This is a genomic window from Actinophytocola sp. NPDC049390, from assembly GCF_044466355.1.
In the GTDB taxonomy this organism is placed as follows: Bacteria; Actinomycetota; Actinomycetes; order Mycobacteriales; family Pseudonocardiaceae; genus Actinophytocola.
Map to the genome: position 1 here is coordinate 218,866 of NZ_JBITMQ010000014.1, position 23,321 is coordinate 242,186.

The following is a 23,321-nucleotide window of genomic DNA, read 5'->3' on the forward strand; positions in this document are numbered from 1 at the left end:
AATGCGGGTAGCGGTCGACTTCGGCACCTCGAGCACGTGCGTCGCGATCGTGGTCGCGGGCCGGGAACCGCAGGTCGTGACCGTCGACGGGCTCCCGCTGATGTCGTCAGCCGTCTACGCGGGCCGGGACGGCAACCTGTTCGTCGGGCAGGAGGCGGACCGGCAGGCGGCGATCGACCCGTCGCGCTACGAGCCGCACCCCAAGCGCCGCATCGACGAGACGGAGCTGCTGCTCGGCGCGAGCGTCGTGCAGGTGCGGGACGTGATCCGCGCCGTGCTTAGCCGCGCGGTCGCCGAGGCCCGCCGGGTCGGCGGCGGCGCGGTCGTCGAGCAGCTGGTGCTCACCCACCCCGCCGACTGGGGCGGCGTCCGTGCCCGCGTGCTCCGCCAGGCGGGCAACGGCCTCGCGAACCGCATCGTGCTCGTGCCGGAGCCGGTCGCGGCCGCGGTGTTCCACGCGGCTCGGTTCCCGGGCGCGGGCAGGCCGCTCGCCGTGCTCGACCTCGGCGGCGGGACCGTGGACGTCAGCGTCGTCCGGCCGGGTCCCGCCGGGTACGAGGTGCTGGCGACGAAGGGCGACCACTCGTTCGGCGGCGCCGACATCGACCAGCTGCTGCTCGACCACGTCGGGTCGGTCGTCGCCGGGACCGACCCGGACGGCTGGCGCACCCTCGTCGAGGGGCGTGACCTGCCGGACCGAAGACGCAGGCGCGTCATCCACCAGGACGTGCGGGGCGCGAAGGAGACCCTGTCCCGGCACACCTACACCGACGTGCCGATGCCGCCGCCGTTCCCGGACGTGCACGTCACCAGGAACGACCTGGAACGCCTGATCACCGACCCGGTCGACCGCGCGGCCCGGCTCACGGCCGCCACCGTCGCCGACGCCCGCCTGCGGCCCGCCGACCTGGCGGGGATCTTCCTCGTCGGCGGTTCGAGCCGGATCCCGCTGGTGTCGCGGCTGGTGCACCAGCGCTGCGGTGTCGTGCCGACCACCCTCGACCAGCCGGAGACCGTCGTCGCGCGGGGTGCGCTGCTCGCCGTGGCCCCGAACGCCACCCAGGACACCCCCGGAGCGGGCGCGGTGCTGCTGCCCGTGCCACGCGACCAGCAGCAGACCCGCCGCCTCACCCCGGCGCCGCCACCGCGTCCGCTCGCGCCGCCGCGGCCGAGCGCCCTGCTGGCCCCGCCGCCCGCACCGCCCAGCTCACGGCGTAAGCAGCTGCTGGTGGTGGGTGGCACCGCGGCCGTCCTCGCCGCCGCGGCGAGCCTGGCGGTCGTCCTGCTGGGCGGCGACTCCGAACGCGACCCGAAGGCCACGGCGACCACCGGGACCGCGGCGACCGCCACGAGCGCCTCGCCGAGCAGGCTGATCGCGCAGTACGAGTACCGGTTCACGCTCCCGGACGGCTGGCTGCAGACCGGCGGTGACGCGGCCAAGCTGCGCACCGAACTCAAACCGGCCGACGCGAGAACGGGCGACGACGTGGTGTTCGTCGAACAGATCCGCCTGTCGTTCGACAGCACCGCGGACCGGGACCGCGCGGTCGACAAGCTGCGCGGCGACTTCCAGGCCGCGGGCGCCGCGTTCTCCGACTTCGACGCGGACGCGTCGTTCGCGGGCCGCGACGTGATCCACTACCGGCAGTCCCTGCCGAACAAGGACGCCACGGTCGACTGGTACGTCCTGTTCGAGGGCCGCACCCAGGTGAGCGTCGGCTGCCAGCGCGAGAACGCGGGCGACCGCGCCGACGACGTGGCCGCCGCGTGCGAAACCATCGTCTCGACGGTGACCATCACCGGGTGACGTCGGTACTGTTGCGCGCATGACCGGGCAGGACGGCGGTTTTCCCCAGGCCGCACGGCGTTTCATGGCGGACGTCGACAGCGCGTTGACCAGGGCCCGGCGGGCCGCGCGCGAGGCGAGAGCCACGTCGGAGGACTTCCGTCGCAGCACCGGGGAGCTGGGCGCGCAGGCGAAGACGGGAAAACTGCGCGGAGTTCGCCGCGGTGACGTCCGGCCCACCACGCCGGAGTCCCGTGCGGACGCTGTGGAGTTCCGCACTGCCAACGGTTTTCCCGTCGAGGAGCTGCCCGACGCGGACGCGTTGATCGCCCGCCTGCCCGGGCGGGAACCGGAACGCACCCCCGAGCAGGAGGACTTCTCCCAGCACCGGGTCCTGTTCGACGTAGACACCGAAACCGTCGAAACCAGCGGCGAACCGGAAGACGAGGAAATGGCCCGGATCGATTCACCGGATCCGGAACCGACCCGAACGAGTGTCGAGGATGAGGACTTTTCGCAACAGCGAATCCTCTTCGACGCGACCGCGGAAACCTACCGCCCGGAGGGCATGCCAGGCGGCGTGTTCGACCCGTCCGATCCGGAAACCGGCAGGTCAGAGCCGTCGTCGTAGCGACGCGGGGACACCGGCGGCGGAAGGTGCCCACCCCGGCCGCGGCAGCGCTGTGGCCTGCGCGTTCCCGAGTGCGATCGCCGTGCGCGTTCACGCTCGCAACGACCTCCGACCAGATGACGACAACGTGGAACCAGACATGGCAGGGTCTACGTCGCAGGAGGCGTACGAACCCAAGAGCTTGTACGACCGATACAGACCCACTGAAGGGGGTTCTTTCTTATGGGTGACTTCAAGACTGGGACACCGGAACTTCTCACCGCGTCCGACCAGATGATCGCCACCAACGAGCTGCTGCAGGACAACGGCCGCAAGCTGGCCCAGGCCGTTGACTCGGTCCAGGGGGCCTGGTCCGGTGCCGCCGCCCAGGCGTTCACCAACCTGATGTCGCAGTACTCGACGGACTTCACCAACCTGAACACCGCGCTGTTCAACATCGCGGAGCAGGTCGCCGGTTCGGCCCGCGACTACCAGGCGCAGGAAGACACGGCGGCCGCCGACGTCTCCGCCATCATGGCGACGCTGGAAGACGGCTGAGTCGTTCGTTCATCAGGTCCATCCCTCGTCTTTGACACTTAAGAGAAAGAGTTAGGAAATGGCCGACGGCAACATCAAAGTCACATTCGGCTCGCTGGAGCAGCTCTCCGGTGACATCCACAACCAGGTCACCGCGATCGAGGGGAACCTCGCCGACCTGGGCTCGCAGATCAGCAACCTGGAGACGCTCTGGGAAGGTGGCGCGAGCGCCGGCTTCCAGGCCACCAAGCAGCAGTGGTTCAACTCGGCCGAGCACCTGAAGGTCGTGCTCGCGAAGATCGAGACCGCGGTCATCCAGTCCACCGACGGCTACCGCGACGCTGAGGACCGCAACACCAAGCGCTGGGACGCCTGAGTCACACGCTGACCAACCGAACACCGCGAGCGGGGCCCGGGAAAGCATTCCGGGCCCCGCTGCTGTGCTTGTCAGTTGTCCGGGGTGCGGTCGTTGAACTTCGTCATGAACTCGTCCACCGCGGCCTGGTCGGTGATCGCGGTGACCTCGGCGGCCTCGGGTGCGTCCGGGATGTCCGACTCCTCCGCCTCCCCGAGCACCTCGTACTCGAGCTGGATCTCCAGCCTCGTCGCGTCGCCGTCGGTGACGGTGCCGCGGACCACGAAACCGGTGAACTCCATCGAACGGTCGAGCCGGATCGTGACCGGCACCACCGTGTTCAGCATCCGCTCGGTCAGTCCGTCGCGTTTGTCCTCCGGCACGGACACGATGCCCTCCCCGAGCATCACGCCGAGCAGCGCGCCGGTGGTCACCTCGAAACCGTCCTCGGTGGCCCGTGCCTCGCTCGGCTGCTCGTCCGGGGCGTCGAGGGAGGTCTGCCCGATGGAGGCGTCCACATTGCACGCCGCCCACGCGGTCAGCAGGAAGCAGGTGTCGAACCCCTCCGCGAACGTGGACGGCACCGACACCCACGGCGTCGGCGCGAGCGACGCGTGGTCGGAGTCCAGCTCGATGTAGTCCACCTTCGACCCCGGCGGCGTGACCCGCTGCGACCAGTCGCCGTCGTCGCTGAACCGTCGCTTGAGGAGGATCGCGGGCGGGTCGCCCACCTTGTACGACTCGTGCTCGGTGGTGATCTTGGTGTCGCCGTAGTTGAGGTAGTTGTAGACCCGGGCGTGCTCGTCGCCGAAGTTCGCGAAGTGGTCCTGGAACGCGTCGAGGCCCCGCTTCACCGCGTCGTCGGTGGCCTGCTCGGCCGCGGCGCGGTCCGCGACCGGCCTGCCGGTGGTCGGCTGGGCGCACCCGGCGGTCACGGCGACGCACACGGCGGCACAGGCCAGCAGACGGGCGACCCTCGTGACCCTCATCGCACACACCCCTCGCAGAACAGCGGGAACACCCCGCCGACGTGCACGATAGTGTGCGGCACGGTGTCCTCCGTGGGGGCCGCTTTGACCCTCCTCGAAGGCGCCGGGTATCTTCCTATGTTGTTGCGCGGCGCGGGCCCATGCCCGTATGAGCGCACATGCACCCTGACGCAAATGACGACGAGGTAGATCCGTGCGCACGTACAGCCCGAAGCCAGGCGAGGTGGCCCGCACCTGGCATGTCATCGACGCGGAGGACGTTGTCCTCGGCCGGCTCGCCTCGAACGTCGCCACGCTGCTCCGGGGCAAGCACAAGCCCACCTTCGCGCCGCACGTCGACACAGGTGACTTCGTCATCATCGTGAACGCGGACAAGGTCGTGCTGACCGGCAACAAGCGTGACCAGGCCTTCGCGTACCGGCACAGCGGCTACCCCGGCGGTCTGCGCAAGCAGTCGTTCGGCGAGCTGCTCGACACGCGGCCCGAGCGGCTGCTGGAGAAGGTCGTCAAGGGCATGCTGCCGAAGAACAAGCTCGGCCGTGCCCAGGGCAAGAAGCTGAAGGTCTACGCCGGCCCGGACCACCCGCACGCCGCGCAGCAGCCGAAGCCGTTCGAGATCGCCAAGGTCAGCAGGTAAATGAACTTGCTAGCCATCAAGTCGGACAAAGCGAGGATCATTGAGCACCCCTGAGACCACCGAGGACACCGCCGTGGAGGTGGAGGCGGCAGCCGAGGCGCCGCGTCCCGTGCGTGTGAGCGGCGAGACCGCCCAGACCGTCGGCCGCCGCAAGGAGGCCGTCGTCCGCGTGCGGCTCACCCCCGGCAGCGGCAAGTTCACCCTGAACGGCAAGTCGCTCGAGGAGTACTTCCCCAACAAGGTGCACCAGCAGCTCATCCGTGAGCCCCTGGTGATCCTGGAGAAGCCCGAGGCGTTCGACGTCCGCGCCAACCTCAAGGGCGGCGGCATCACCGGTCAGGCCGGTGCGCTGCGCCTCGCGATCGCGCGTGCGCTGATCGAGCTCGACTCCGAGGACCGTCCGGCGCTGAAGAAGGCCGGCTTCCTCACCCGTGACCCCCGGGTCAAGGAGCGCAAGAAGTACGGTCTGAAGAAGGCCCGCAAGGCGCCTCAGTACTCGAAGCGCTGAGCGTTCACAGCTTGTAGTGGAACGCCGCGTCCGGCATCTGCGATGCACCGGGCGCGGCGTTCGCTGTTTCGCAGACACCATCTGGAGGAATCGCCAACAATGGCTCGGCTGTTCGGTACCGACGGTGTTCGCGGGCTGGCGAACTCCGATCTGACCCCTGAACTGGCCCTATCCGTCGCGGCGGCCGCGGCGCGGGTGCTGGCGGAGCATGACAGCTCACACCGTCCGGTCGCGGTGGTCGGCCGGGACCCCAGGGCGAGCGGCGAGATGCTGCAGGCCGCCGTCGCCGCGGGCCTCACCGCGGCGGGCGCCGACGTCATGCAGCTCGGGGTGCTGCCGACCCCCGCGGTCGCGCACCTCGTCGGTGAGCTGGGCGCCGACCTCGGCGTGATGATCTCGGCGTCGCACAACCCGATGCCCGACAACGGCATCAAGCTGTTCGCCGCGGGCGGACACAAGCTGCCGGACGTCATCGAGGACGAGATCGAGACCCACATGGGCGTCGACTTCACCCGTCCCACGGGCGCGGGCGTCGGCCGCGTGTACGACATCGCCGACTCGCTCGACCGGTACCTGCAGCACCTGCTGAAGGCCGTCCCGCACCGGCTCGACGGCCTGCGCGTGGTGGTCGACTGCGCGAACGGCGCGGCGTGGGCCGCGGGCCCGAGGGCCTACCGCGAGGCGGGTGCCGAGGTGATCGCCATCCACGCGCTGCCGGACGGCGAGAACATCAACGCCGACTGCGGTTCCACGCACCTGGACGTCCTGCGCGCGGCGGTGCTCGCCGAGCAGGCCGACCTGGGCATCGCCCACGACGGCGACGCCGACCGCTGCCTCGCGATCGACAAGGACGGCAACGTCGTCGACGGTGACCAGATCATGGCGGTGCTGGCGCTGGCCATGAAGGAGGCGGGCGACCTCGCCGAGAACACCCTGGTCGCCACCGTCATGAGCAACCTCGGCCTGCACCTCGCGATGCGCGAACACGGCGTCCACCTCCGCACCACCGCGGTCGGCGACCGCTACGTGCTGGAGGAGCTGCGCCAGAACAACCTCTCCCTGGGCGGCGAGCAGTCCGGCCACGTGGTCCTCCCGGCACACGCCACCACCGGCGACGGCCTGCTGACCGCGCTGCGCCTGATGTCCCGCGTGGCCGAGTCCGGCCGCCCCCTGGCCGACCTGGCCGGCGTGATGACCCGCCTCCCCCAGGTCCTGGTGAACGTGAAGGTCGCCGACAAGACGAAGGTGACCGGTTCCACGACGGTGAGCGAAGCGGTCGCCGAGGTGGAAGCCGAACTGGGCGAGACAGGCCGAGTCCTCCTCCGCCCGTCCGGCACCGAACAACTCGTCCGCGTCATGGTCGAGGCCCCGTCCCACGAGGCGGCCCAGGCCGCCGCCGACCGTCTGGTCAACGTCGTCAGCACGGCCGTCTGACCAGCACATTCCGTTCACAAATCCCCCAATACACCCCCGTCCGCGACAACCCGTCGGTATGTTGCTTGCAGTGTGCGCAGGCGTACGATCCGTGCTTGCGCTCGCAGGGTGGGAGACAGTAGAAGGAAGATCGAGGGGGCTACACCATGGCGGGTGGTATGGAGGTCGATCCGGAGGCCATCCAGGCCTTCGCCACGTTCATGGCCGACGCGAAGCAGCAGTTCGACAAGGTCGCGGCCCGTTTCGGTGAAGCGAACGCGACGGCGGAGAGCTTCGGACGGAACTGGAAGGCCGAGGGCGACGAGTACGTTAAGTCGTGGGGGATGCTCGCGCCCGACCTGACCAGCCTGTCCGCGACGCTCGACCAGATCACCGCGCAGCTGGGTGCGAGCGCGGACCTCAACGTCCAGGGCGAGACGACGAACGTCGGCCAGTTCACCTCGATCGAAGCCAGCGCAGACGGCGGCACGCCGTCGACCGAGCCCGGCGGTGTCTGATGGGATTCGAAGCAGCCAACATCTGGCAGGACTTCAAGCAGGGCTCGGAGACCGCGCGGGGCACCGTCGACGACAACTCCAACCAGGTACTGCTGGGTCCCCGGCTCAACGAGGCCGTGCGGCACTTCGCGAACGGTTATCTGGAGAAGTTGGAGCTGGGGCCCGCGGACAAGGCGACCAGCGAACGCGCCAAGCTGCTCGACCTGCAGTGGGGCGGCATCGAACACGACGGTGCGATGCTGCGCGGGCTCGGCATCGCGCTGTCCAACTTCGCCGAGGTGCTCGGCGCGAACGTCACCAGGCTCGGGGAGAGCTGGAGGGGCGATTCGTACGACGCCTTCAAGGCCGCGATGGCCAAGGTCCAGAGCACGATCGCGGCCTATGGCACCTACGCGACGGCCACGGGCGACGGCCTGATCAACAGCATGTCCCAGCTGCGGGTCGTCTTCGAGCAGTTCGCCCAGGACAGCGCCAACACGCACCTGAACTTCGGAGATGTCTCGCCGCCCGAGTACTGGCACAAGATCGGCACGGGCGACTACACCCCGGACGCGCTGGCCGACGGCTGCCCGACGTGGTTCCTCGTGGGCAACTGCACGAAGAACGACGAAGCGCAGAGCAGCGTGATCAACGGTCGCTTCGTCACGCAGCGGCGTTGGGACATCTGCATGGCCGACCCGTGCGAAGACAACGCGGGCCGCGTGTTGATCATGTATCGCAACATGGTCGATGCCTGCCACGATGCCCGCGAGGACATCAGGCGCAAGCTCCACAACTTCTTCGCGGCGGTCGGTGCGACGGTCGAGACCGTGTCGAACCTTTACGACGCCGCGCTCGGCAATGTCTACACGCTCGCCAACGAGGAGGTCTTCAGCTCCCTCCGCGTCATCGGTGCGGGTGGCGGTGGACAGCCCGTCGGCGGCGGGGACACAGGCGCGCCGACCGGATACCCCGGTGGTGGCTACCCGGGCGGTGAAGGTGGTGGCTACCCGGGCGGTGGCGGGCCAGGACCGGCCGCGGTCGCCGAGCCGATGCCGCCCACACCCGAGCCACCCGTCGAGGACGCCGCGCCGGCGGAGGCGCCTCCGGACGCGGCCGTGCGGGAGGAGCCGGACACCGCCGTCGAGCAGTCCGCGACCGTCGAGATCAAGGACGGCGACCGGACGATCGGTGTCACGAGTCCGGATGGCGACGGCCATGTGCGAGTCACCGTCGACGACGGCACCGGCAAGACCAAGACCTACGAGCTGGACTTCGACGCCGCCAGTGGGCTTGCTCCCCAGCGGCCCGCTGACAGTGTGCCTGGTCCGAACGGCGAAGTGTCCGACGGCGACGCTCCCCAGCAGGTACCGGCCCGCACCGACGGGAAATGCGTCATCCAGGACGGTCCGCTGACCATCACCGCGGAACGTCCGCTCTTCTCCCCGGAGTCGATCCAGCTCACCGTGGACGACGGCTCCGGCAACCCCACGGCCTACACGCTCGATTTCGACGAGGAACCGGACAGCGCGGAGACACAGTCCGGTGCCACGGCCGCCGAGCCGGGCAAGCAGGAGGCGTCGGCTCAGGCGCCTGGGAGCGCACCGCGATCAGCGTCGGACCAGTCCGCCGCTGTCACCGCCGATCCGGCACCAGTCGAGGACGCCGTGCCCGACGTGCCGGAGGGTGCGGACGCAGGCGAGAACGAGGCTGTGCTGGCGCAAGGCCGCGACACCGACGACATCGAGCAGGCCGCGGAGAGCGGTACCGCACAGGCTCCGGCGGCCGCGGACGAGCCCGCCGAGACGTCAACGCAGCGTGCCGTCGCGGGCCAGACGCAGGCGGCCGCCAGCGACATCGCTTCCCAACCCGGGTGGCTGGCGGACCGGGAGTCGATGTCCGGGGTGCTCGTGCCCGACCAGCCCGACGGTGACGCGGGACTGTCGAAGGCACCCGACGCCGCCGAGCCTGACGCGTCCGGCATGGTGGGCTCCGGGATGCCGATGCTCGGCGGCGCTGCGCCGCCGAGTGGTGGGTCGGAGCCGGGCCGTGCGGGATCTGGGTGGAGCGTGCACGGCGATCTCTTCGACAGCGCCGAACCGGTCTACAGCATGCACGGCGTGCTGGGTGACGACGACCAGGCGACGGAGTAGGCATGGCACTCGCTGACATCGACGCCGCGGCGACTCAGCACCGTATCCAGGAGGCTGTCGAAACAAGCAGGAAGACCTTCGCCGACCTGGTGCAACGCTCGACGGAGATCGACAACCGCTTTCGGGACGCGGCCGCCAAGGAAGAGGCCGAGCTGAAGGCGGCCTTGGAGCGCAAGGCGGAAGCCGAGGCCGCCAGGAAAGCCGCCGAGCAGGAGAAGGAGACGCAGGCCGAGGAGCCCAAGCCGCGGCCCAAGCCGTCGACGCTCTCCCTCGGGGCCGACGAGTTCAAGGAGGCCCGGCAGGCGCGGAAGGCCGCGGACGAGGCGAAGCCGGTCGACACGCCAGCGCCCGTCGTGCCCGAACCCGCCGCGGAACCGCCCCGACCAGGCAAGACGATGAAACTCGGCGCGCGGGACGACGAGGGCGAGGCGCCCAAGCCCAACCGGACGCTCAAGCTCGGTGCGCGGGACGACGCCGAGCCGAAGCCGGAGGAACGCCCGGTCCGCAAGCCGCGGCCGCCGCGTCCCGAGGGCGACGACGACATGTCCGGCCGGACCTGGTTGCGGTAGCGGAAGCAAATTTCCCGGTCGCACGCGGCGTCACCTGCGGGTGGGTACATTCTGTGTGCAGATGCGACGGCACCGGCCGCCGTCGGCGCGCGTCGAAGTAGGGCAACCGCGCTCTAGGGACTCTGGAGGGGGACTCCGACCATGAACACGCCGCCGCCCAGCGGGCCACCCGCCAACCCGTCCGGTGTGCAGGCGCCCGACGGGTACAAGACCGACACGGGGCAGATGTCCTCTGTCGGCCGGACCATCAGCACCAAGGCGGAGGACGCCAAGGGCGACGTCGCCGAGGTCAAGCCCGCCAAGACGCAGGCCGCCGAGTTCGGGCAGCACGAGGAGCACCAGACCTGGCAGGCCGACTACGCCGCCGCCATCGAGCAGCTCGGCGCCGGGTCAACCGCGATGTGCGACAACCTGATCGCGTTCGCCGGGCAGCTCGACGCGGCCGGGGCCACGTACTCCGACAGTGAGTCCGCCGCCCAGACCAACGTCAACTCGGTTCAGGTCTGACCGTGGCCAGGTCCTGGGAAGAGGTCAAGGCCGTCCTCGACGACCCGTACGTCTCGGCGGACACCAAGGAGCTGCTCCTCACCGCCTACGTGCGGGAGAACAGCGGCCCGTTCGGGCTCAACGACCTGCCCGACGAGGTCAACGACTACACCGACGGCACCAAGGCCAGCTACAACATCGACGGTGACGAGGCGTGGGTCGGCCAGTACGCCACCACCGACGAGGTCTACGAGACGGCACAGGACGAGTCGGACGAGGCCGGGTACAGCCAGGGCCTCAACGACCAGAACGTCGAAGAGGGCCGCACCGAGATCGAGGACATGCGGCTCCCCGAACCCGGGTCGAGCTCTAACGTCGGTGTGCAGAAGTCGGACGAGATCTTCGACGCGGCCCGTGACGCGTTGCGGATCTTCCAGGACTTCCTGCCGGTCAACGACAAGGTGCCGTCGGACACGCTGGGTCGTCAGGGGAAGTTGAAGTTCGAGACGGACATCGTCAAGCGGTACGACGAGCAGATGGGCATCTCGTTCAAGAACTTCCTGGACGACTCCAACCGGCTGCGTGAGGCGTACTCGACGCTCTCCGAGCTGAACTCGTCGACCGAGACCGAGCTGAACAACCTGTACCGGGAGTGGACCGGCCAGGCGGCCAACGCCTCCTACCAGCACTACTCGGAGAAGATCGCCCCGAACTCGACCGATCTGCTGTCCTACCTGCAGACCGCCCCCGAGATGATCGAGACGACCGTCACGAACGTGTTCGAGGCGTGCCGTGGCAAGGCGAACGACATCATCGCCCTGTACGAGACCTTCCGGGGCACCCTCGGCAGCGCGACACCCGAGATCGCCGACAAGGTCGTCACGCTCGCCAGCGGCGACTTCGACTCGCAGGACCAGGTCCTGGAGGTCGCGGCGTGGGTGGACTCGGTGACCGGGTCCAACCTGGAACAGACGATCCGTGACGACGACTGTGGGTTGAACGACGAGAACAAGGACTATGTGATCCGCGAGTGCAAGAAGTGGATCCGGGATTCGTTCAACCAGGATCTGCACGAGACGCTGTACGTGAGTTTCGAGCAGATCTGTGATGACACGCTCGAGGCGGTGAACCTGCACTACGAGGCGTTGAACGAGTACCTGAAGGAGTACGAGAACAAGTTCGCCGCCGCGCAGCCGCCGCCCAGCCAGCCGACCCAACCGACACAGCCGACTCAGCCGACTCAGCCGACTCAACCGAGCCAGCCCTCGACGCCCTCGACCCCGTCCACTCCGTCGACCCCGTCGACCCCGTCGACGCCCTCGACCCCGTCGACCCCGTCGACTCCGTCCACTCCGTCGACGCCGTCGATGCCCGAGGTGCCGACGCCGCCGGAGACGGACCCGAACACGCCGGGCAACCCGAACGACCCGAACACGCCGGGCAACCCCAACGACCCGAACAAGCCGGGCGACCCGAACAACCCCGACGTGCCGACGACGCCGCCGACGGACCAGGAAGAGACGGTCACCATCAACGACGGCGACCGGGAGATCTCGGTCACCAGCCCGGACGGCCAGGGCAAGGTCACGGTGACGGTCGACGACGGCAGCGGCCCGCCGAAGACGTACACGTTGGACTTCGGTGGCGCCGACCCGCTCACCCCGGGCACGCCCGGCGGGGTGATGCCGACGGTGCCCGGCCCGGACGGGGTGATGCCGACCGTGCCCGGCCCGGACGCGCCGATCGAGCCCGGCCCGGACGGGAAGTGCACGATCACCGACGGGGACCTGACCATCACCGCCGAACGGCCGGAAGGCCAGCCGGACACGGTGGTCGTGACCGTCGACGACGGCACCGGCGAGCCGACGACCTACAACCTGGACTACTCGGAGTCGGACACGGGCGTGGAGGCCCACCCGGCGCCCGGGCGGATGCCGCAGGAACTGGTCGACGCCAACCGGCAGGTCGACGGCGCCGACTTCACGCCGGACGGGGTGAGCATCCAGCCCGCGCCGGGTGAGATGCCGCAGTCGCTGCAGGGTGAGCAGGTCAGTACGCAGCCGGCGTTTGGTGAGATGCCGGAGTCGTTGCAGGGTGAGCAGGTCAGTACGCAGCCGGCGTTTGGTGAGATGCCGGAGTCGTTGCAGGGTGAGCAGATCAGTACGCAACCCGCGTTCGGTGAGCGGCCGATGCCGGTGCAGGGTGACATCAGTACGCAGCCCGCGTTCGGTGATGGGCCGCCGTCGCAGGGCATCAGTACGCAGCCCGCGTTCGGTGAGCGGCCGATGCCGCTGCACAGCGACATCAGCACGCAGCCCGCGCCCTACGACGGCACGCCGCCGCAGGGGCAGGGCATCAGCACCCAGCCCGCGTTCGGGGAGATGCCGGAGTCGCTGCGGTCCGAGGCCGTGTTCGCCACGACCGCGTCGGCCGCCGACGACCCGACCATGTCCGGGTTCGGCGGCGACGCCGGGCCGCACTCGTCCGCCGGTGAGGCCGGGTCGTTCGGTGGGCCGGACCAGTCGTCCCCGTACATGAACGGGGCGAGCGGTGAGGCCGGGCTGTCGACCGCGCCGGACAGCGTCGCCGACACCAGCCCCGGCTCGCCGTCCGGGCCGGACCAGGCGCATGGTGGGATGGCCGGTGGCGGCATGCCGATGATGGGCGGAGCGCCCGGTGGCGGTGGCGGCGGCGGTGACAGCGAGCGGGCCGGCAGCCAGTGGCGAACCACCGGCGACCTGTTCGACGAACCGGCCGATCCGCAGGAGTTGCGGGGCGCGTTCGGTGGCCAGGACCGTTAAGAGGGGAAACTGATGGGCGCTTACGACCGGGCCGCGGCAGCGCGGGCCAAGATGGCGCAGGTGCAGCGGGAGATGTCGGAGCGGCGTGCGCTGCGTGACCGCAACTTCCGGCAGAAGCGTGAGCAGGCGCTCGAGGCGTTCAAGAAGCAGGGCCCGGTGATGGCCCAGGTCGCCAAGCACATGGGCGAGCTGGGCCGCCGCCGCGCCCAGGCGGGTGGCTGGGCCACCGAGAAGACGGAGCAGGACAAGGACTTCGTCATGGGCTTCGGCTTCGAGGACGAGGAGCAGAAGGACCCGTACGCCTACCGTCCGCCGCAGCGGCCGAACCGTGCCGACACGCCGCCCGGCGGCATCGGCATGATCGACGACGAGGAGTCGTCCGCGCCCATGCCGCCGCCCGCGCCGGAGGCCCCGCCCGCACCGGCACCGCCCGCCCCGCCGAGGGCGCCGCGTGCCGCGCGCAGGCCGGAGCCAACGGAACTGGACGACGAGGACGACTTCTCGAACCAGTCCAGCTGGATGCAGAACCGGTGAACGCGCGGGTCGCGGAGCGGGCGGACGACATCAAGGCGGTCGTGTGCCGGGTGCTCGAGGTGGACGCCGACGAGGTGGGGCCGGCCGACCACTTCGTCGAAGCCCTCGGCGCCGACTCGATGAAGCTGATCGAGCTGCTCGCCAACCTGGAGATCGAGTTCGACGTCGAGGTGGACCCGGCCGAGTTCGAGCGGCTGGTCAGCCTCGACGGGGTCTACGCCGTGCTGAGCGAGGCGCTCGAGAAGTGACTCGGGTCGCCGTGACCGGGCTCGGCGTCGTGTCCAGCATCGGCACGGGCATCGCCGAGTACACGGCCGGGCTGCGGGCCGGGCGCAGCGGCGCCCGGCCCATCGGCGCGTTCGACACCGAGGGCTTCGCGCACGCCGTCGGCTGCGAGGTCACGGGGTTCGAGCCCGAACGGTGGGTCACCGCGCAACCCCTCGACGACCTCGGCAGGGCCGCGCGGTTCTCCGTCGCCGCCGCGAAGATGGCCGTGGCCGACGCCGGTCTGGACCTCACCGGCCGGGGACACGGACGCGGCATGGTCTGCGTCGGCACCACCGACGGCGGCGGCGACGCCGGTGAACGGATCGCCGAGCACGTGGTGCGTGGCGAGGACGTTCCCGCCGAACTCCCGCGCCGGGTGCCCGCCGCGTCGATCCCGGTCGCGGTCGCACGGGAACTCGGCCTGTCCGATGTGGACATCTCGACGGTCGCGACCGCCTGCGCCGCGGGGAACTACGCGCTGGGCAACGGTTTCGACGCGGTCGCGTCCGGGGACGTCGACTTCGCGTTGTGCGGTGGCGCGGACGCCATGTGCCGCATGACGTTCACCGGCTTCTACCGCCTGGGCGCGGTCGACCCGGAGCGGTGCAGGCCGTTCGACGTGTCCCGGCAGGGCATCCTCACCGGTGAGGGCGCGGGCGTGCTCCTCCTGGAGCCGCTGGAGAAGGCCGTCGCACGTGGTGCGCGGATCTACGCCGAGGTGCTGGGCTACGGCCTGAACTGCGACGCCACCCACCCCGTCGCCCCGGACCGGGACAGCGTGGCCGCCTGCATGCGGCTCGCGCTCGACGACGCCGGTGTCACACCCGACCAGGTCGACCTGATCTCCGCGCACGGCACCGGCACGAAAGCCAACGACGCCACCGAATGCGGCGCGATCCACGACGTGTACGGGGCCACGCCGCCGCGCACGGTGTCGGTGAAGTCCATGCTGGGCCACACCATGGGTGCCGCGAGCGCGCTGTCGGCCATCGCGTGCGCGGTCGCCATCCGCGACGGCTTCATCCCGCCCACCATCAACCACACCGAGACCGACCCGGCGTGCGGCATCGACTGCGTGCCCAACACCGCGGTCGAGGCCGACCTGCGGGTGGTGCAGAACAACGCGCTCGCGTTCGGTGGCAACAACTCGGTCGTCCTCTTCGGACGGCACCGATGACCGGCGTCGTCATCTCCGCGTGGTCGGCGCTCAGCCCGTTCGGCCACGGCAGGGCCGCGTTCGCCGACGGGGTGCTGCGCGGCGAACCGGTGGCGCCCGTGTCCACGAAGGACGACTGGGCGGCCGCCGAGGCGCGGGTGGTGCCGGACTTCGACATCGTCGACCAGCTCGGCCGCAAGGGCACCAGCTCGATGGACCGCACGAGCGCGCTCGCCGTCGCCACGCTCCGGGAACTGGTCCCGGAGGTGGCCGTCGACGCGCGCACCGGCGTCGTGCTCGGCACCACCAGCGGCAGCAACCGCACCCAGTTCGAGTTCACCCGCGACTCGCTGACCCGGCGCAAGCCGTACTTCGTCAACCCGGCGCAGATGCCGTTCGCGCTGATGAACTCGGCCGCGGCCCAGTGCGCGATGTGGCACGGCCTGACCGGCCCGAACAGCACCATCGCGGCGGGGCGGACCGCGGGGCCCGCTGTGCTGCGGTACGCGAGCAGGCTCCTGCGCACCGGCCGCGCGAGCGGTGTCTTCGCGGGTGCCGTCGAGGAGCACAGCGGCGTGCGTGAGCTGCTGGAACCCGGTGGTTTCCCGGGTGAGGCCGCGGTGGCGTTGTTTTTGCAAACCGGCGCCGCGGGGAACCGACCGGGGCTCGCGGAGGTCTTAGCGGTCGATACCGCGTTGGACACGCGGTCCGGCGCGCCACGTGACGCGCTCGTCGCGTGTCTGGAGCACGTGCTCGCCGGGCTCACGGTGGACGAGGTGTGGGGAGTCGCCACGTCCGCCGCGGACCCGGAACTGTCCGAAGTGGAACTGGAAGCGACGGGTGAGGTGTTGGGCCAGCGGACCGTGATCCGGCCGGGTCACCTGATCGGGGACACGGGCGCCGCGAGCGGCGTCGTCGGTGTCGCCGCGCTGCTGGCGGCCGCGGCGGGCGACCCGGGTGCTCGTGGGCGTCTCGCGGTGGCCACGGCCGTCGACCGGGACGGCACGGCCGGCGCGGTCGTGCTTCGCTTGACCGGAACGATCGAATCGAGGGGTGAGGGATGAGCAGGTCGTGGGACGAGGTCAAGGCGCTCCTCGACGATCCGTACGTGGACGCCGACACCAAGGAGCACCTGCTCGCGGCGTACCTGGTGCAGGAGGGCTACGCGAGTCCCTACGGCGGGGGCCTCGGCACCCGGAGCGGGATCCACAACGAGGACGACCTGCCCGACGAGGTGCGGGAGTACTACGACCGCCACCAGCTCCGGTCCGGTGACTACCAACAGGGCGACATCGACGAGATCTACTCCGACGCGCAGGCCGAGTCGGAGGAGCGCGGCTACAGCCAGGGCCTCAACGACCAGAACGTCGAGGACGGCCGCACCGAGATCGAGGACATGCAGCCGCCGTCGGAGGGCTCCAGCACCGGCGTCGAGAAGTCGGACGAGATCTTCGACGCGGCCCGTGACGCGTTGCGGATCTTCCAGGACTTCCTGCCCGTCAACGAGAAGGTGCCGTCGGACACGCTGGGTCGTCAGGGGAAGTTGAAGTTCGAGACGGACATCGTCAAGCGGTACGACGAGCAGATGGGCATCTCGTTCAAGAACTTCGTGGACGACGCGACGCGGCTCCGCAACGCGTACAGCACCCTGAACGAGCTGAACTCGTCGACCGAGACCGAGCTGAACAACCTGTACCGGGAGTGGACCGGTCCGGCGGCGAACGCCTCCTACCAGCACTACTCGGAGAAGATCGCCCCGAACTCCACGGACCTGCTCTCGTACCTGCAGACCGCGCCGGACATCATCGACGCGACGGTCACGAACGTGTTCGAGGCGTGCCGTGGCAAGGCCAACGACATCATCGCGCTGTACGAGACGTTCCGGGGCACGCTCGGGTCGGCCACACCGGACATCGCGGACAAGGTCGTGACGCTCGCGAGCGGTGACTTCGACTCGCAGGACCAGGTGCTCGAGGTGGCCGCCTGGGTGGACTCGGTCACCGGGTCCGATCTGGAGAACACCATCCGCGACGACGACTGCGGGTTGAACGACGAGAACAAGGACTATGTGATCCGCGAGTGCAAGAAGTGGATCCGGGACTCGTTCAACCAGGATCTGCACGAGACGCTGTACGTGAGTTTCGAGCAGATCTGTGATGACACGCTCGAGGCGGTGAACCTGCACTACGAGGCGTTGAACGAGTATCTGAAGGAGTACGAGAACAAGTTCGCCGCCGCGGGGCCGGGCACCCAGAACCCCGGCCAGCAGCAGCCGGGCACCCAGAACCCGAACCAGCCGGGCACGCAGACCCCGACGGTGAACACGCCGCCGCCGTCGTCCACCTCGCCGGGCTCCAGCTCGCCAGGGTCGTCGTCGCCGTCGACGCCGTCGGTCAGCACGCCGGGCTCGTCGACGCCGGGTGGGACCACGCCCAGCAGCATCCCGAGCCTGCCGCCGCTGCCGGGGTCGAGCACCGACCCGTCGAGCGCGACGACGAACCCGTCGTCGACGCTGCCGGGCGTGAACACCCCGGGCAGCAACATCCAGCCCGGGATCGACCCGATCACCGGCCTGCCGATCGGCAGCACCCCCGGTTCGTCGACCGGTCTCCCCGGCACGCCGGGCGGCGGCGCGCCGAAGGAGGTCACGATCAAGGACGGCAACCGCACGATCACCGTGGGGCAGCCGGACGCGCGTGGCCGCAGCAAGGTGACCGTCGACGACGGCGAGGGCGAGCCGCGCGAGTACGAGGTGGACTTCACGCCGGACCAGCCGGGCGAGACGTACGAGGACGGCGTCATCAAGGCCGGCCCGGACGGCAAGGTGACCATCCCGGACGGCGACGCCACGATCACCCTGGAACAGCCGCCCGGCCAGCTCGACAAGATGAAGATGACCGTCGACGACGGCACCCCGGCGACCTACGACTTCGACTTCGACGCCGAGAACGACGTCCCGGGCTCCTCCGGCGGCGGCCTCCCCGACGTGTCGACCCCGTCCAGCCTCGGCGGTGACCTGGGCGGCGGCGGTGGTGGCGGCGCCGGTGGTGGCGCAGGCGGCGGCGGGATCGGCGGCGGGGGTGGCGGCGGCTTCGGCGGCGCCGACACCCCGGGCACGTCGGCTCCGTCCGGCCCGGGCGCCATGGTCGGCGCACAGGCCCCCGACGGCGGCGACCGCGCCGGCGCGGCGGCCGCGGCGGCCGGTGCCGGTGCGGGTGGTGCCGCCGGTGGCGCCGCGGGCGGTGCCCCGGTGGGTGGCATGCCGATGGGCGGCATGGGCGGCGGCGGTGGCCAGGGCGGCGGTGACCAGACCCGCCAGAGCAAGTGGCGCACCACCGGCTCGATCTTCGACGACCAGGACCCGGCCGCCAACTTCAGCGGCGTCGTCGGCCGCGACCCGGCGGAGGCCGGGAAGACGAAGGCCCCGAAGCGGTAGTCAGCGGACGGCGGGAGGGCGCGCGCCCTCCCGCACCGCCCGCACGATCAGCGGGACAAGAGCGAGCACGATCGCGACACCTCCGAGAATCCCCGGCAGCACCAGATCCGACGCGTCGGTGACAGCGGGCCGCGCGATCACCGCCACAACGCCGAGTATCGCCATGATGGCGATGAGGATGGCGTAGCCGTAGCAGAAGAACGGCAGCGGCCGTGGGTGTTTCCTGGCGAGTCGCAACCCGGCGTAGAACAAGGGCACGGACAGCACGGCGATTGCCGGCATGAAGAAGTTTGCCGCCGCGAGACTCCCCACGCCGAGGACGAACATCGCGACGCAGCCGACGATGCCGAGTTGCTCAGCGGCGGTCTTGGGCGGTGTCGGCTGGCCCGCCCACGGCTGACCGGTCCCGTACCGGGGATGGCCGGGAGCAAGGAGGCCGGGCGCCGGGGGCCCTACCGGCGGGCCGAGGTGGCCGGGAGCGTGTCCCGCGAAACCCTGCTGACCCGCGTACGTCGCCGGCGCCCTGGCCGGGCCAACGGGATTGGCGGTGCCGATGGGAGCCGGAGCCGCGGTGGGCATGCCGGGCTGAACCGGTCCCATCGGCGTGCCGGGTTGGCCTGCGCGAGTGGCGGGTGCCGCGGCAGGCACGCCAGGTGGAGCGGTTGGAGCCGCAGGGACGCTGGACGGTGCGGGCCTCGCGGGCGGGTGGATGGCTGTTGTCCGGGTTTCCGCCAGTTGGGGTGGGACGTCGCGGGTGCGGAGGCTGGTCCCGTCCTCGTTGACGTGGTGCGCGCCCAGCGCCACCGCCGTCTCCGGCTGGTCCAGGTTCACCGGCAGCACCCGCAACCGCTCCGCGATGAGCGTCGCCACCAGCGGGATCCGGCTCGACCCGCCGACCAGATAGATCCCGGCCAACTCACCGAGCGACGTCCCGGCCGCTTCGACCGTCGACGCCAGCACCTCCACGCTCCGCAGCAGGCCCGGCCGGATCAGCGACTCCAGCTCCGCCCTGGTCACGAGCACGTCGCCGAACGGGTCGGGCAGCGGCACCTCTGTCTGCGGGTGGTCCGACAACGACTCCTTCGCCGCGCGCACGTCCTCGCGCAAGGCGCGCGCCGCCCGCCGGTCTGCCGTCGACTCCGGGCGCAGCAACCGCTGCCAGCCGCCGGGGTCCCGCGCCGACACCTGGCGGCCGATGTGGTCGAGCAGCGCCTGGTCGACGTCGAGGCCACCGAGGTCCGCGAGGCCGCCCTCCGCGAGCACGGTCGCGCCGCCGACCACGGCGACGTCGAACGTCCCCGCGCCCAGGTCGTACACGGCGAGGGGCTTTTTCGTGCCGACACCGGTGACCGCCGCGAAGTGCGCCGCCGCCGCGACCGGTTCGGGCACCAGCCGCGGGTTGCCCAGCCCGGCCTGCCGCGCCGCGGACAGCAGGATGTTCTGGCGCGCGGCACCCCACTGCGCGGGGTGTGTCAGCCGCACCTCGTCGGGCCGGGCGCCGCCCAGCTGCCTGCCCACCTCCGCCGCCACCTTGCCGAGCACCGCGGCGAGCGCGTTCGTCACCGGCACGACCGAGTCGCCGAGCAGGAGGGAGCCGTCGTCGACGCGGCGTTTCGGGTTCGGCTCGTACCTGGCCGGGGAGAGCCTCGCTCGCCGTTCCGCCTCCCGGCCGACGATCAGCGCCCCGTCCTCAGCGGCGAACACGGCCGACGGCATGCTGGACGCGCCCTCGACCTCCACCACCCTCGGCTGCCGGTCCAGGGCCGACAGCACGGCGACGGTGTTGGACGTGCCAAGGTCGACCGACAGCACGCTCACGCCGAACATCCCCCCAGAAGAAAAGAACAGTCAGGCCACCAGTTCGGACGTGTCCTCGATCGGTGCGCCCTTGACGTCCGCGTCCAGCAGTGGCCGGAACCGGTCCTGGCCGGCCAGGTGCACCAGGAAGAACGCGGTCAGCAGGGCCCGTGACAGCCGCAGCGCGCCGTGGTTCGACGTGCCGGGGATCAGCAGCCCGGTCCAGTGCCTGCCCTCGGCGAACCCCATGTGGTCCACCTTCGGCAGCAGCCGCAGCTGTGCCTCCCCGCCCCAGTTCGCCGCGATCAGCCGTGCGTGGCCCACGGGCGGTGCCACCAGGTCCGCGCCGCCTGCGAGGTGCAGCGACGGCATGGCGCACCGGGCGGCGGCGTCTGTCGCGAACGGCTTGACCTGCGACGCGGCCATGGTCGCCACCGCACGCACGCGGCCGTCGTCCGCGGCGGCCAGCACCGCGGCGCCCGCGCCGGTCGAGTGCCCGGCCAGCGCCAGACGGGTCTGGTCGACGCTGATGTCGCCCTCACCGAGCCGCACGCCGACGCACACGTCGAGCGCCGTCCGCAGGTCCGCCGCGAAGAGACGGGCCGACCCGAGCGGGCCGCGCTGTGTGCCGGGTGCGGCGACGACGAAACCCCACGACGCCAGGTGCCGGAACAGGCCGAGGTACCGGGCGGGCGGCTGCAGCCAGCCGTGCCCGAACGCGATCGCGGGCAGGCCGAGGCCGGTCCGCGGCGTGAACACCAGGCCGGGCAGCCCTATCAGGGCGAGGTCGCCGCGCAGCACCTGGTGCGGACCGCGGTGGTTCAGTTCCTCGAGCAGGTGCTTCGGCTTGGTGGCCATGGCATGGGACCTTAGCCAACCTGGGACCCGGCAGCCCTCCCGGCGCGGCGAGATAGCCTCTTCGGCATGTGCGGAATCGTGGGATACGTGGGGCACCGGCAGGCCCTCGACGTCGTGGTCGACGGGCTCCGGCGCCTTGAGTACCGCGGGTACGACTCGGCAGGCGTCGCCGTGGTGACGGGGCCGGGGAACCTCGCCGTGGAGCGCAAAGCCGGTCGGCTCGCCAACCTCGAGAACCGCCTCGACGAGGTCGGCAGGGACGGGTTCGCGGGCACCGCGGGCATGGGTCACACCAGGTGGGCGACCCACGGGCCGCCCGTGGACCGCAACGCCCACCCGCACCGCGACGCCACCCACCGCGTCGCCGTGGTCCACAACGGCATCATCGAGAACTTCGCCGCGCTGCGTGCCGAGCTGGAGGCCGACGGTGTCGAGCTGACCAGCGACACCGACACCGAGACCGTCGCGCACCTGGTCGGCCACGCCTACGCCGAGGGCCAGACCAAGGGCGACCTGCCCGCCAGCGTCCGTGCCGTCTGCCAGCGCCTGTCCGGCGCGTTCACGCTGGTCGTCACGCACGTCGATGAGCCGGACATGATCGTCGCCGCGCGCCGGTCCTCGCCGCTGGTGGTCGGGGTCGGCGAGGGGGAGACGTTCGTCGCGTCGGACGTGGCGGCGTTCATCGAGCACACCCGCGACGCCGTCGAGCTGGGCCAGGACCAGGTGGTCACGATCACCCGCGACGGCTACCACGTCACCGACTTCGAGGGCACGGACGCGCAGACCCGCCCGTTCCACGTCGACTGGGACCTGTCGGCCGCCGAGAAGGGCGGCCACGAGTACTTCATGCTCAAGGAGATCGAGGAGCAGCCGACGGCGCTGGCCGACACGCTGCGCGGCCACTTCGTCGACGGCCGGATCATCCTCGACGAGCAGCGCATGACCGACCAGGACCTCCGCGACGTCGACAAGGTGTTCGTGGTCGCGTGCGGCAGCGCCTACCACTCGGGCCTGGTCGCGAAGTACGCCATCGAGCACTGGACCCGCCTGCCCGTCGAGGTGGAGCTGGCGTCGGAGTTCCGCTACCGCGACCCGGTGCTGGACCGCGCGACGCTGGTCGTCGCCGTGTCGCAGTCCGGCGAGACCGCCGACACGCTGGAGGCCGTGCGGCACGCCCGTGAGCAGAAGGCCCGCGTCCTGGCGGTCTGCAACACCAACGGCGCGCAGATCCCACGCGAGTCCGACGCCGTGCTCTACACGCACGCGGGCCCGGAGATCGGGGTCGCGTCGACCAAGGCGTTCCTCGCGCAGATCGCCGCGAACCTGATGGTGGGGCTCGCGCTCGCGCAGGCCCGCGGCACCAAGTACGCCGACGAGATCGCCCGCGAGTTCAACGAGCTGGCCGCGATGCCCGACGCCGTCGCGAAGGTGCTCGGCACGGTCGAGCGGGTCCGCGAGCTCGGCCGGTCGCTGGCCGACTCGAAGGCGGTCCTGTTCCTGGGGCGCCACGTCGGCTACCCGGTGGCACTCGAAGGTGCGCTCAAGCTCAAGGAGCTGGCGTACATGCACGCAGAGGGCTTCGCGGCGGGCGAGCTGAAGCACGGGCCGATCGCGCTGATCGAGGACGACCTGCCGGTGGTCATCGTGATGCCGTCGCCCAAGGGCCGGGCCGTGCTGCACGCGAAGATGGTGTCGAACATCTCCGAGATCCAGGCCCGCGGCGCCCGCACGATCGTGCTGGCCGAGGAGGGTGACGAGACGGTCCGCCCGTTCGCGGACGTGCTGATCGAGCTCCCTGCCGTGCCGACGCTGCTGCAGCCGCTCGTCTCGACGGTGCCGCTGCAGGTGCTGTCGGCGGAGATCGCGCGGTCCCGCGGCTACGACGTGGACAAGCCGCGCAACCTCGCCAAGTCCGTGACGGTGGAGTAGCCC

Annotated in this window: 21 protein-coding genes; 18 read left to right on the forward strand and 3 right to left on the reverse strand. The window is 70.7% G+C overall.

What is annotated here, in order from left to right; translation table 11 throughout:
- The first annotated feature begins 1 nt into the window (after nt 1).
- The 4 genes from ACIBVP_RS34360 to ACIBVP_RS34375 all read left to right on the forward strand — a co-directional run bounded on the left by ACIBVP_RS34360 (nt 2) and on the right by ACIBVP_RS34375 (nt 3,309).
- Nucleotides 2-1,807, forward strand: coding sequence for a type VII secretion-associated protein (locus ACIBVP_RS34360; protein WP_396110604.1), 1,806 nt, complete (start codon nt 2-4; stop codon nt 1,805-1,807).
- A gap of 19 nt (nt 1,808-1,826) precedes the next feature.
- Entirely contained in the window at nt 1,827-2,417 is a 591-nt protein-coding gene (locus ACIBVP_RS34365) for a hypothetical protein (RefSeq protein ID WP_396110605.1), read from the forward strand.
- Nucleotides 2,418-2,639: 222 nt separating this feature from the next.
- On the forward strand, nt 2,640-2,954 hold the full coding sequence (locus ACIBVP_RS34370) for a WXG100 family type VII secretion target (RefSeq protein WP_396110606.1): 315 nt from the start codon (nt 2,640-2,642) through the stop codon (nt 2,952-2,954).
- Nucleotides 2,955-3,012: 58 nt separating this feature from the next.
- Nucleotides 3,013-3,309, forward strand: a complete 297-nt coding sequence (locus ACIBVP_RS34375; RefSeq protein ID WP_396110607.1) for a WXG100 family type VII secretion target — start codon at nt 3,013-3,015, stop codon at nt 3,307-3,309.
- 71 nt (nt 3,310-3,380) lie between these two features.
- Here the strand turns inward: ACIBVP_RS34375 and ACIBVP_RS34380 are convergent, their stop codons facing one another.
- Nucleotides 3,381-4,277, reverse strand: a complete 897-nt coding sequence (locus tag ACIBVP_RS34380) for a hypothetical protein (protein WP_396110608.1) — start codon at nt 4,275-4,277, stop codon at nt 3,381-3,383.
- Nucleotides 4,278-4,470: 193 nt separating this feature from the next.
- Here ACIBVP_RS34380 and rplM point away from each other — a divergent pair, with 193 nt between their 5' ends.
- The 13 genes from rplM (at nt 4,471) to ACIBVP_RS34445 (ending at nt 18,734) form a co-directional block, all read left to right on the forward strand.
- Entirely contained in the window at nt 4,471-4,914 is a 444-nt protein-coding gene (gene rplM, locus ACIBVP_RS34385; protein ID WP_396110609.1) for a 50S ribosomal protein L13, read from the forward strand.
- Nucleotides 4,915-4,954: 40 nt separating this feature from the next.
- Nucleotides 4,955-5,422, forward strand: a complete 468-nt coding sequence (gene rpsI / locus ACIBVP_RS34390) for a 30S ribosomal protein S9 (protein ID WP_396110610.1) — start codon at nt 4,955-4,957, stop codon at nt 5,420-5,422.
- A 99-nt stretch (nt 5,423-5,521) separates the two neighbouring features.
- Entirely contained in the window at nt 5,522-6,856 is a 1,335-nt protein-coding gene (glmM, locus tag ACIBVP_RS34395; protein WP_396110611.1) for a phosphoglucosamine mutase, read from the forward strand.
- 158 nt (nt 6,857-7,014) lie between these two features.
- Complete coding sequence (locus ACIBVP_RS34400) at nt 7,015-7,353, forward strand: hypothetical protein (RefSeq protein WP_396110612.1); 339 nt, start codon at nt 7,015-7,017, stop codon at nt 7,351-7,353.
- The gene (locus ACIBVP_RS34405) at nt 7,353-9,485 is read left to right on the forward strand and encodes a hypothetical protein (RefSeq protein WP_396110613.1); all 2,133 of its coding nucleotides are present in this window, start codon (nt 7,353-7,355) and stop codon (nt 9,483-9,485) included. Before ACIBVP_RS34400 ends, ACIBVP_RS34405 begins: the two co-directional genes overlap by 1 nt.
- A gap of 2 nt (nt 9,486-9,487) precedes the next feature.
- On the forward strand, nt 9,488-10,054 hold the full coding sequence (locus ACIBVP_RS34410) for a hypothetical protein (RefSeq protein ID WP_396110614.1): 567 nt from the start codon (nt 9,488-9,490) through the stop codon (nt 10,052-10,054).
- Nucleotides 10,055-10,195: 141 nt separating this feature from the next.
- Nucleotides 10,196-10,561 (forward strand): hypothetical protein, encoded by a 366-nt coding sequence (locus tag ACIBVP_RS34415; protein WP_396110615.1) that lies wholly within the window; start codon nt 10,196-10,198, stop codon nt 10,559-10,561.
- A gap of 2 nt (nt 10,562-10,563) precedes the next feature.
- Nucleotides 10,564-13,341 carry a hypothetical protein gene (locus ACIBVP_RS34420; protein ID WP_396110616.1) on the forward strand — a complete coding sequence of 926 codons (2,778 nt, stop codon included), beginning with the start codon at nt 10,564-10,566 and terminating at the stop codon, nt 13,339-13,341.
- 12 nt (nt 13,342-13,353) lie between these two features.
- On the forward strand, nt 13,354-13,875 hold the full coding sequence (locus ACIBVP_RS34425) for a hypothetical protein (protein ID WP_396110618.1): 522 nt from the start codon (nt 13,354-13,356) through the stop codon (nt 13,873-13,875).
- Complete coding sequence (locus ACIBVP_RS34430; protein ID WP_396110619.1) at nt 13,872-14,123, forward strand: acyl carrier protein; 252 nt, start codon at nt 13,872-13,874, stop codon at nt 14,121-14,123. Before ACIBVP_RS34425 ends, ACIBVP_RS34430 begins: the two co-directional genes overlap by 4 nt.
- On the forward strand, nt 14,120-15,319 hold the full coding sequence (locus tag ACIBVP_RS34435; RefSeq protein ID WP_396110620.1) for a beta-ketoacyl-[acyl-carrier-protein] synthase family protein: 1,200 nt from the start codon (nt 14,120-14,122) through the stop codon (nt 15,317-15,319). Before ACIBVP_RS34430 ends, ACIBVP_RS34435 begins: the two co-directional genes overlap by 4 nt.
- Nucleotides 15,316-16,362: a beta-ketoacyl synthase N-terminal-like domain-containing protein gene (locus ACIBVP_RS34440; RefSeq protein WP_396110621.1), complete on the forward strand. Its 1,047-nt coding sequence runs from the start codon at nt 15,316-15,318 to the stop codon at nt 16,360-16,362. The genes ACIBVP_RS34435 and ACIBVP_RS34440 overlap by 4 nt, the downstream gene beginning before the upstream one ends.
- On the forward strand, nt 16,359-18,734 hold the full coding sequence (locus tag ACIBVP_RS34445) for a WXG100 family type VII secretion target (protein WP_396110622.1): 2,376 nt from the start codon (nt 16,359-16,361) through the stop codon (nt 18,732-18,734). The genes ACIBVP_RS34440 and ACIBVP_RS34445 overlap by 4 nt, the downstream gene beginning before the upstream one ends.
- On the opposite strand, the gene ACIBVP_RS34450 is transcribed toward ACIBVP_RS34445, so the two are convergent.
- Both ACIBVP_RS34450 and ACIBVP_RS34455 read right to left on the reverse strand, forming a co-directional pair.
- Nucleotides 18,735-20,552 carry an Hsp70 family protein gene (locus ACIBVP_RS34450; RefSeq protein WP_396110623.1) on the reverse strand — a complete coding sequence of 606 codons (1,818 nt, stop codon included), beginning with the start codon at nt 20,550-20,552 and terminating at the stop codon, nt 18,735-18,737.
- 30 nt (nt 20,553-20,582) lie between these two features.
- Complete coding sequence (locus ACIBVP_RS34455; protein WP_396110624.1) at nt 20,583-21,389, reverse strand: dienelactone hydrolase family protein; 807 nt, start codon at nt 21,387-21,389, stop codon at nt 20,583-20,585.
- 66 nt (nt 21,390-21,455) lie between these two features.
- Here ACIBVP_RS34455 and glmS point away from each other — a divergent pair, with 66 nt between their 5' ends.
- Entirely contained in the window at nt 21,456-23,318 is a 1,863-nt protein-coding gene (glmS, locus tag ACIBVP_RS34460) for a glutamine--fructose-6-phosphate transaminase (isomerizing) (RefSeq protein WP_396110625.1), read from the forward strand.
- Nucleotides 23,319-23,321: the final 3 nt, after the last annotated feature.

Excerpts from the sequence above, each read along its gene's own strand:
- ACIBVP_RS34440 (WP_396110621.1), top strand. The coding sequence starts at position 15,316 with ATGACCGGCGTCGTCATCTCCGCGTGGTCGGCGCTCAGCCCGTTCGGC.
- ACIBVP_RS34370 (WP_396110606.1), top strand. The coding sequence starts at position 2,640 with ATGGGTGACTTCAAGACTGGGACACCGGAACTTCTCACCGCGTCCGAC.
- ACIBVP_RS34415 (WP_396110615.1), top strand. The coding sequence starts at position 10,196 with ATGAACACGCCGCCGCCCAGCGGGCCACCCGCCAACCCGTCCGGTGTG.
- glmM (WP_396110611.1), top strand. The coding sequence starts at position 5,522 with ATGGCTCGGCTGTTCGGTACCGACGGTGTTCGCGGGCTGGCGAACTCC.
- ACIBVP_RS34365 (WP_396110605.1), top strand. The coding sequence starts at position 1,827 with ATGACCGGGCAGGACGGCGGTTTTCCCCAGGCCGCACGGCGTTTCATG.
- ACIBVP_RS34400 (WP_396110612.1), top strand. The coding sequence starts at position 7,015 with ATGGAGGTCGATCCGGAGGCCATCCAGGCCTTCGCCACGTTCATGGCC.
- ACIBVP_RS34380 (WP_396110608.1), bottom strand. The coding sequence starts at position 4,277 with ATGAGGGTCACGAGGGTCGCCCGTCTGCTGGCCTGTGCCGCCGTGTGC.
- ACIBVP_RS34405 (WP_396110613.1), top strand. The coding sequence starts at position 7,353 with ATGGGATTCGAAGCAGCCAACATCTGGCAGGACTTCAAGCAGGGCTCG.
- ACIBVP_RS34360 (WP_396110604.1), top strand. The coding sequence starts at position 2 with ATGCGGGTAGCGGTCGACTTCGGCACCTCGAGCACGTGCGTCGCGATC.
- ACIBVP_RS34375 (WP_396110607.1), top strand. The coding sequence starts at position 3,013 with ATGGCCGACGGCAACATCAAAGTCACATTCGGCTCGCTGGAGCAGCTC.
- ACIBVP_RS34425 (WP_396110618.1), top strand. The coding sequence starts at position 13,354 with ATGGGCGCTTACGACCGGGCCGCGGCAGCGCGGGCCAAGATGGCGCAG.
- ACIBVP_RS34455 (WP_396110624.1), bottom strand. The coding sequence starts at position 21,389 with ATGGCCACCAAGCCGAAGCACCTGCTCGAGGAACTGAACCACCGCGGT.
- glmS (WP_396110625.1), top strand. The coding sequence starts at position 21,456 with ATGTGCGGAATCGTGGGATACGTGGGGCACCGGCAGGCCCTCGACGTC.
- ACIBVP_RS34445 (WP_396110622.1), top strand. The coding sequence starts at position 16,359 with ATGAGCAGGTCGTGGGACGAGGTCAAGGCGCTCCTCGACGATCCGTAC.
- ACIBVP_RS34410 (WP_396110614.1), top strand. The coding sequence starts at position 9,488 with ATGGCACTCGCTGACATCGACGCCGCGGCGACTCAGCACCGTATCCAG.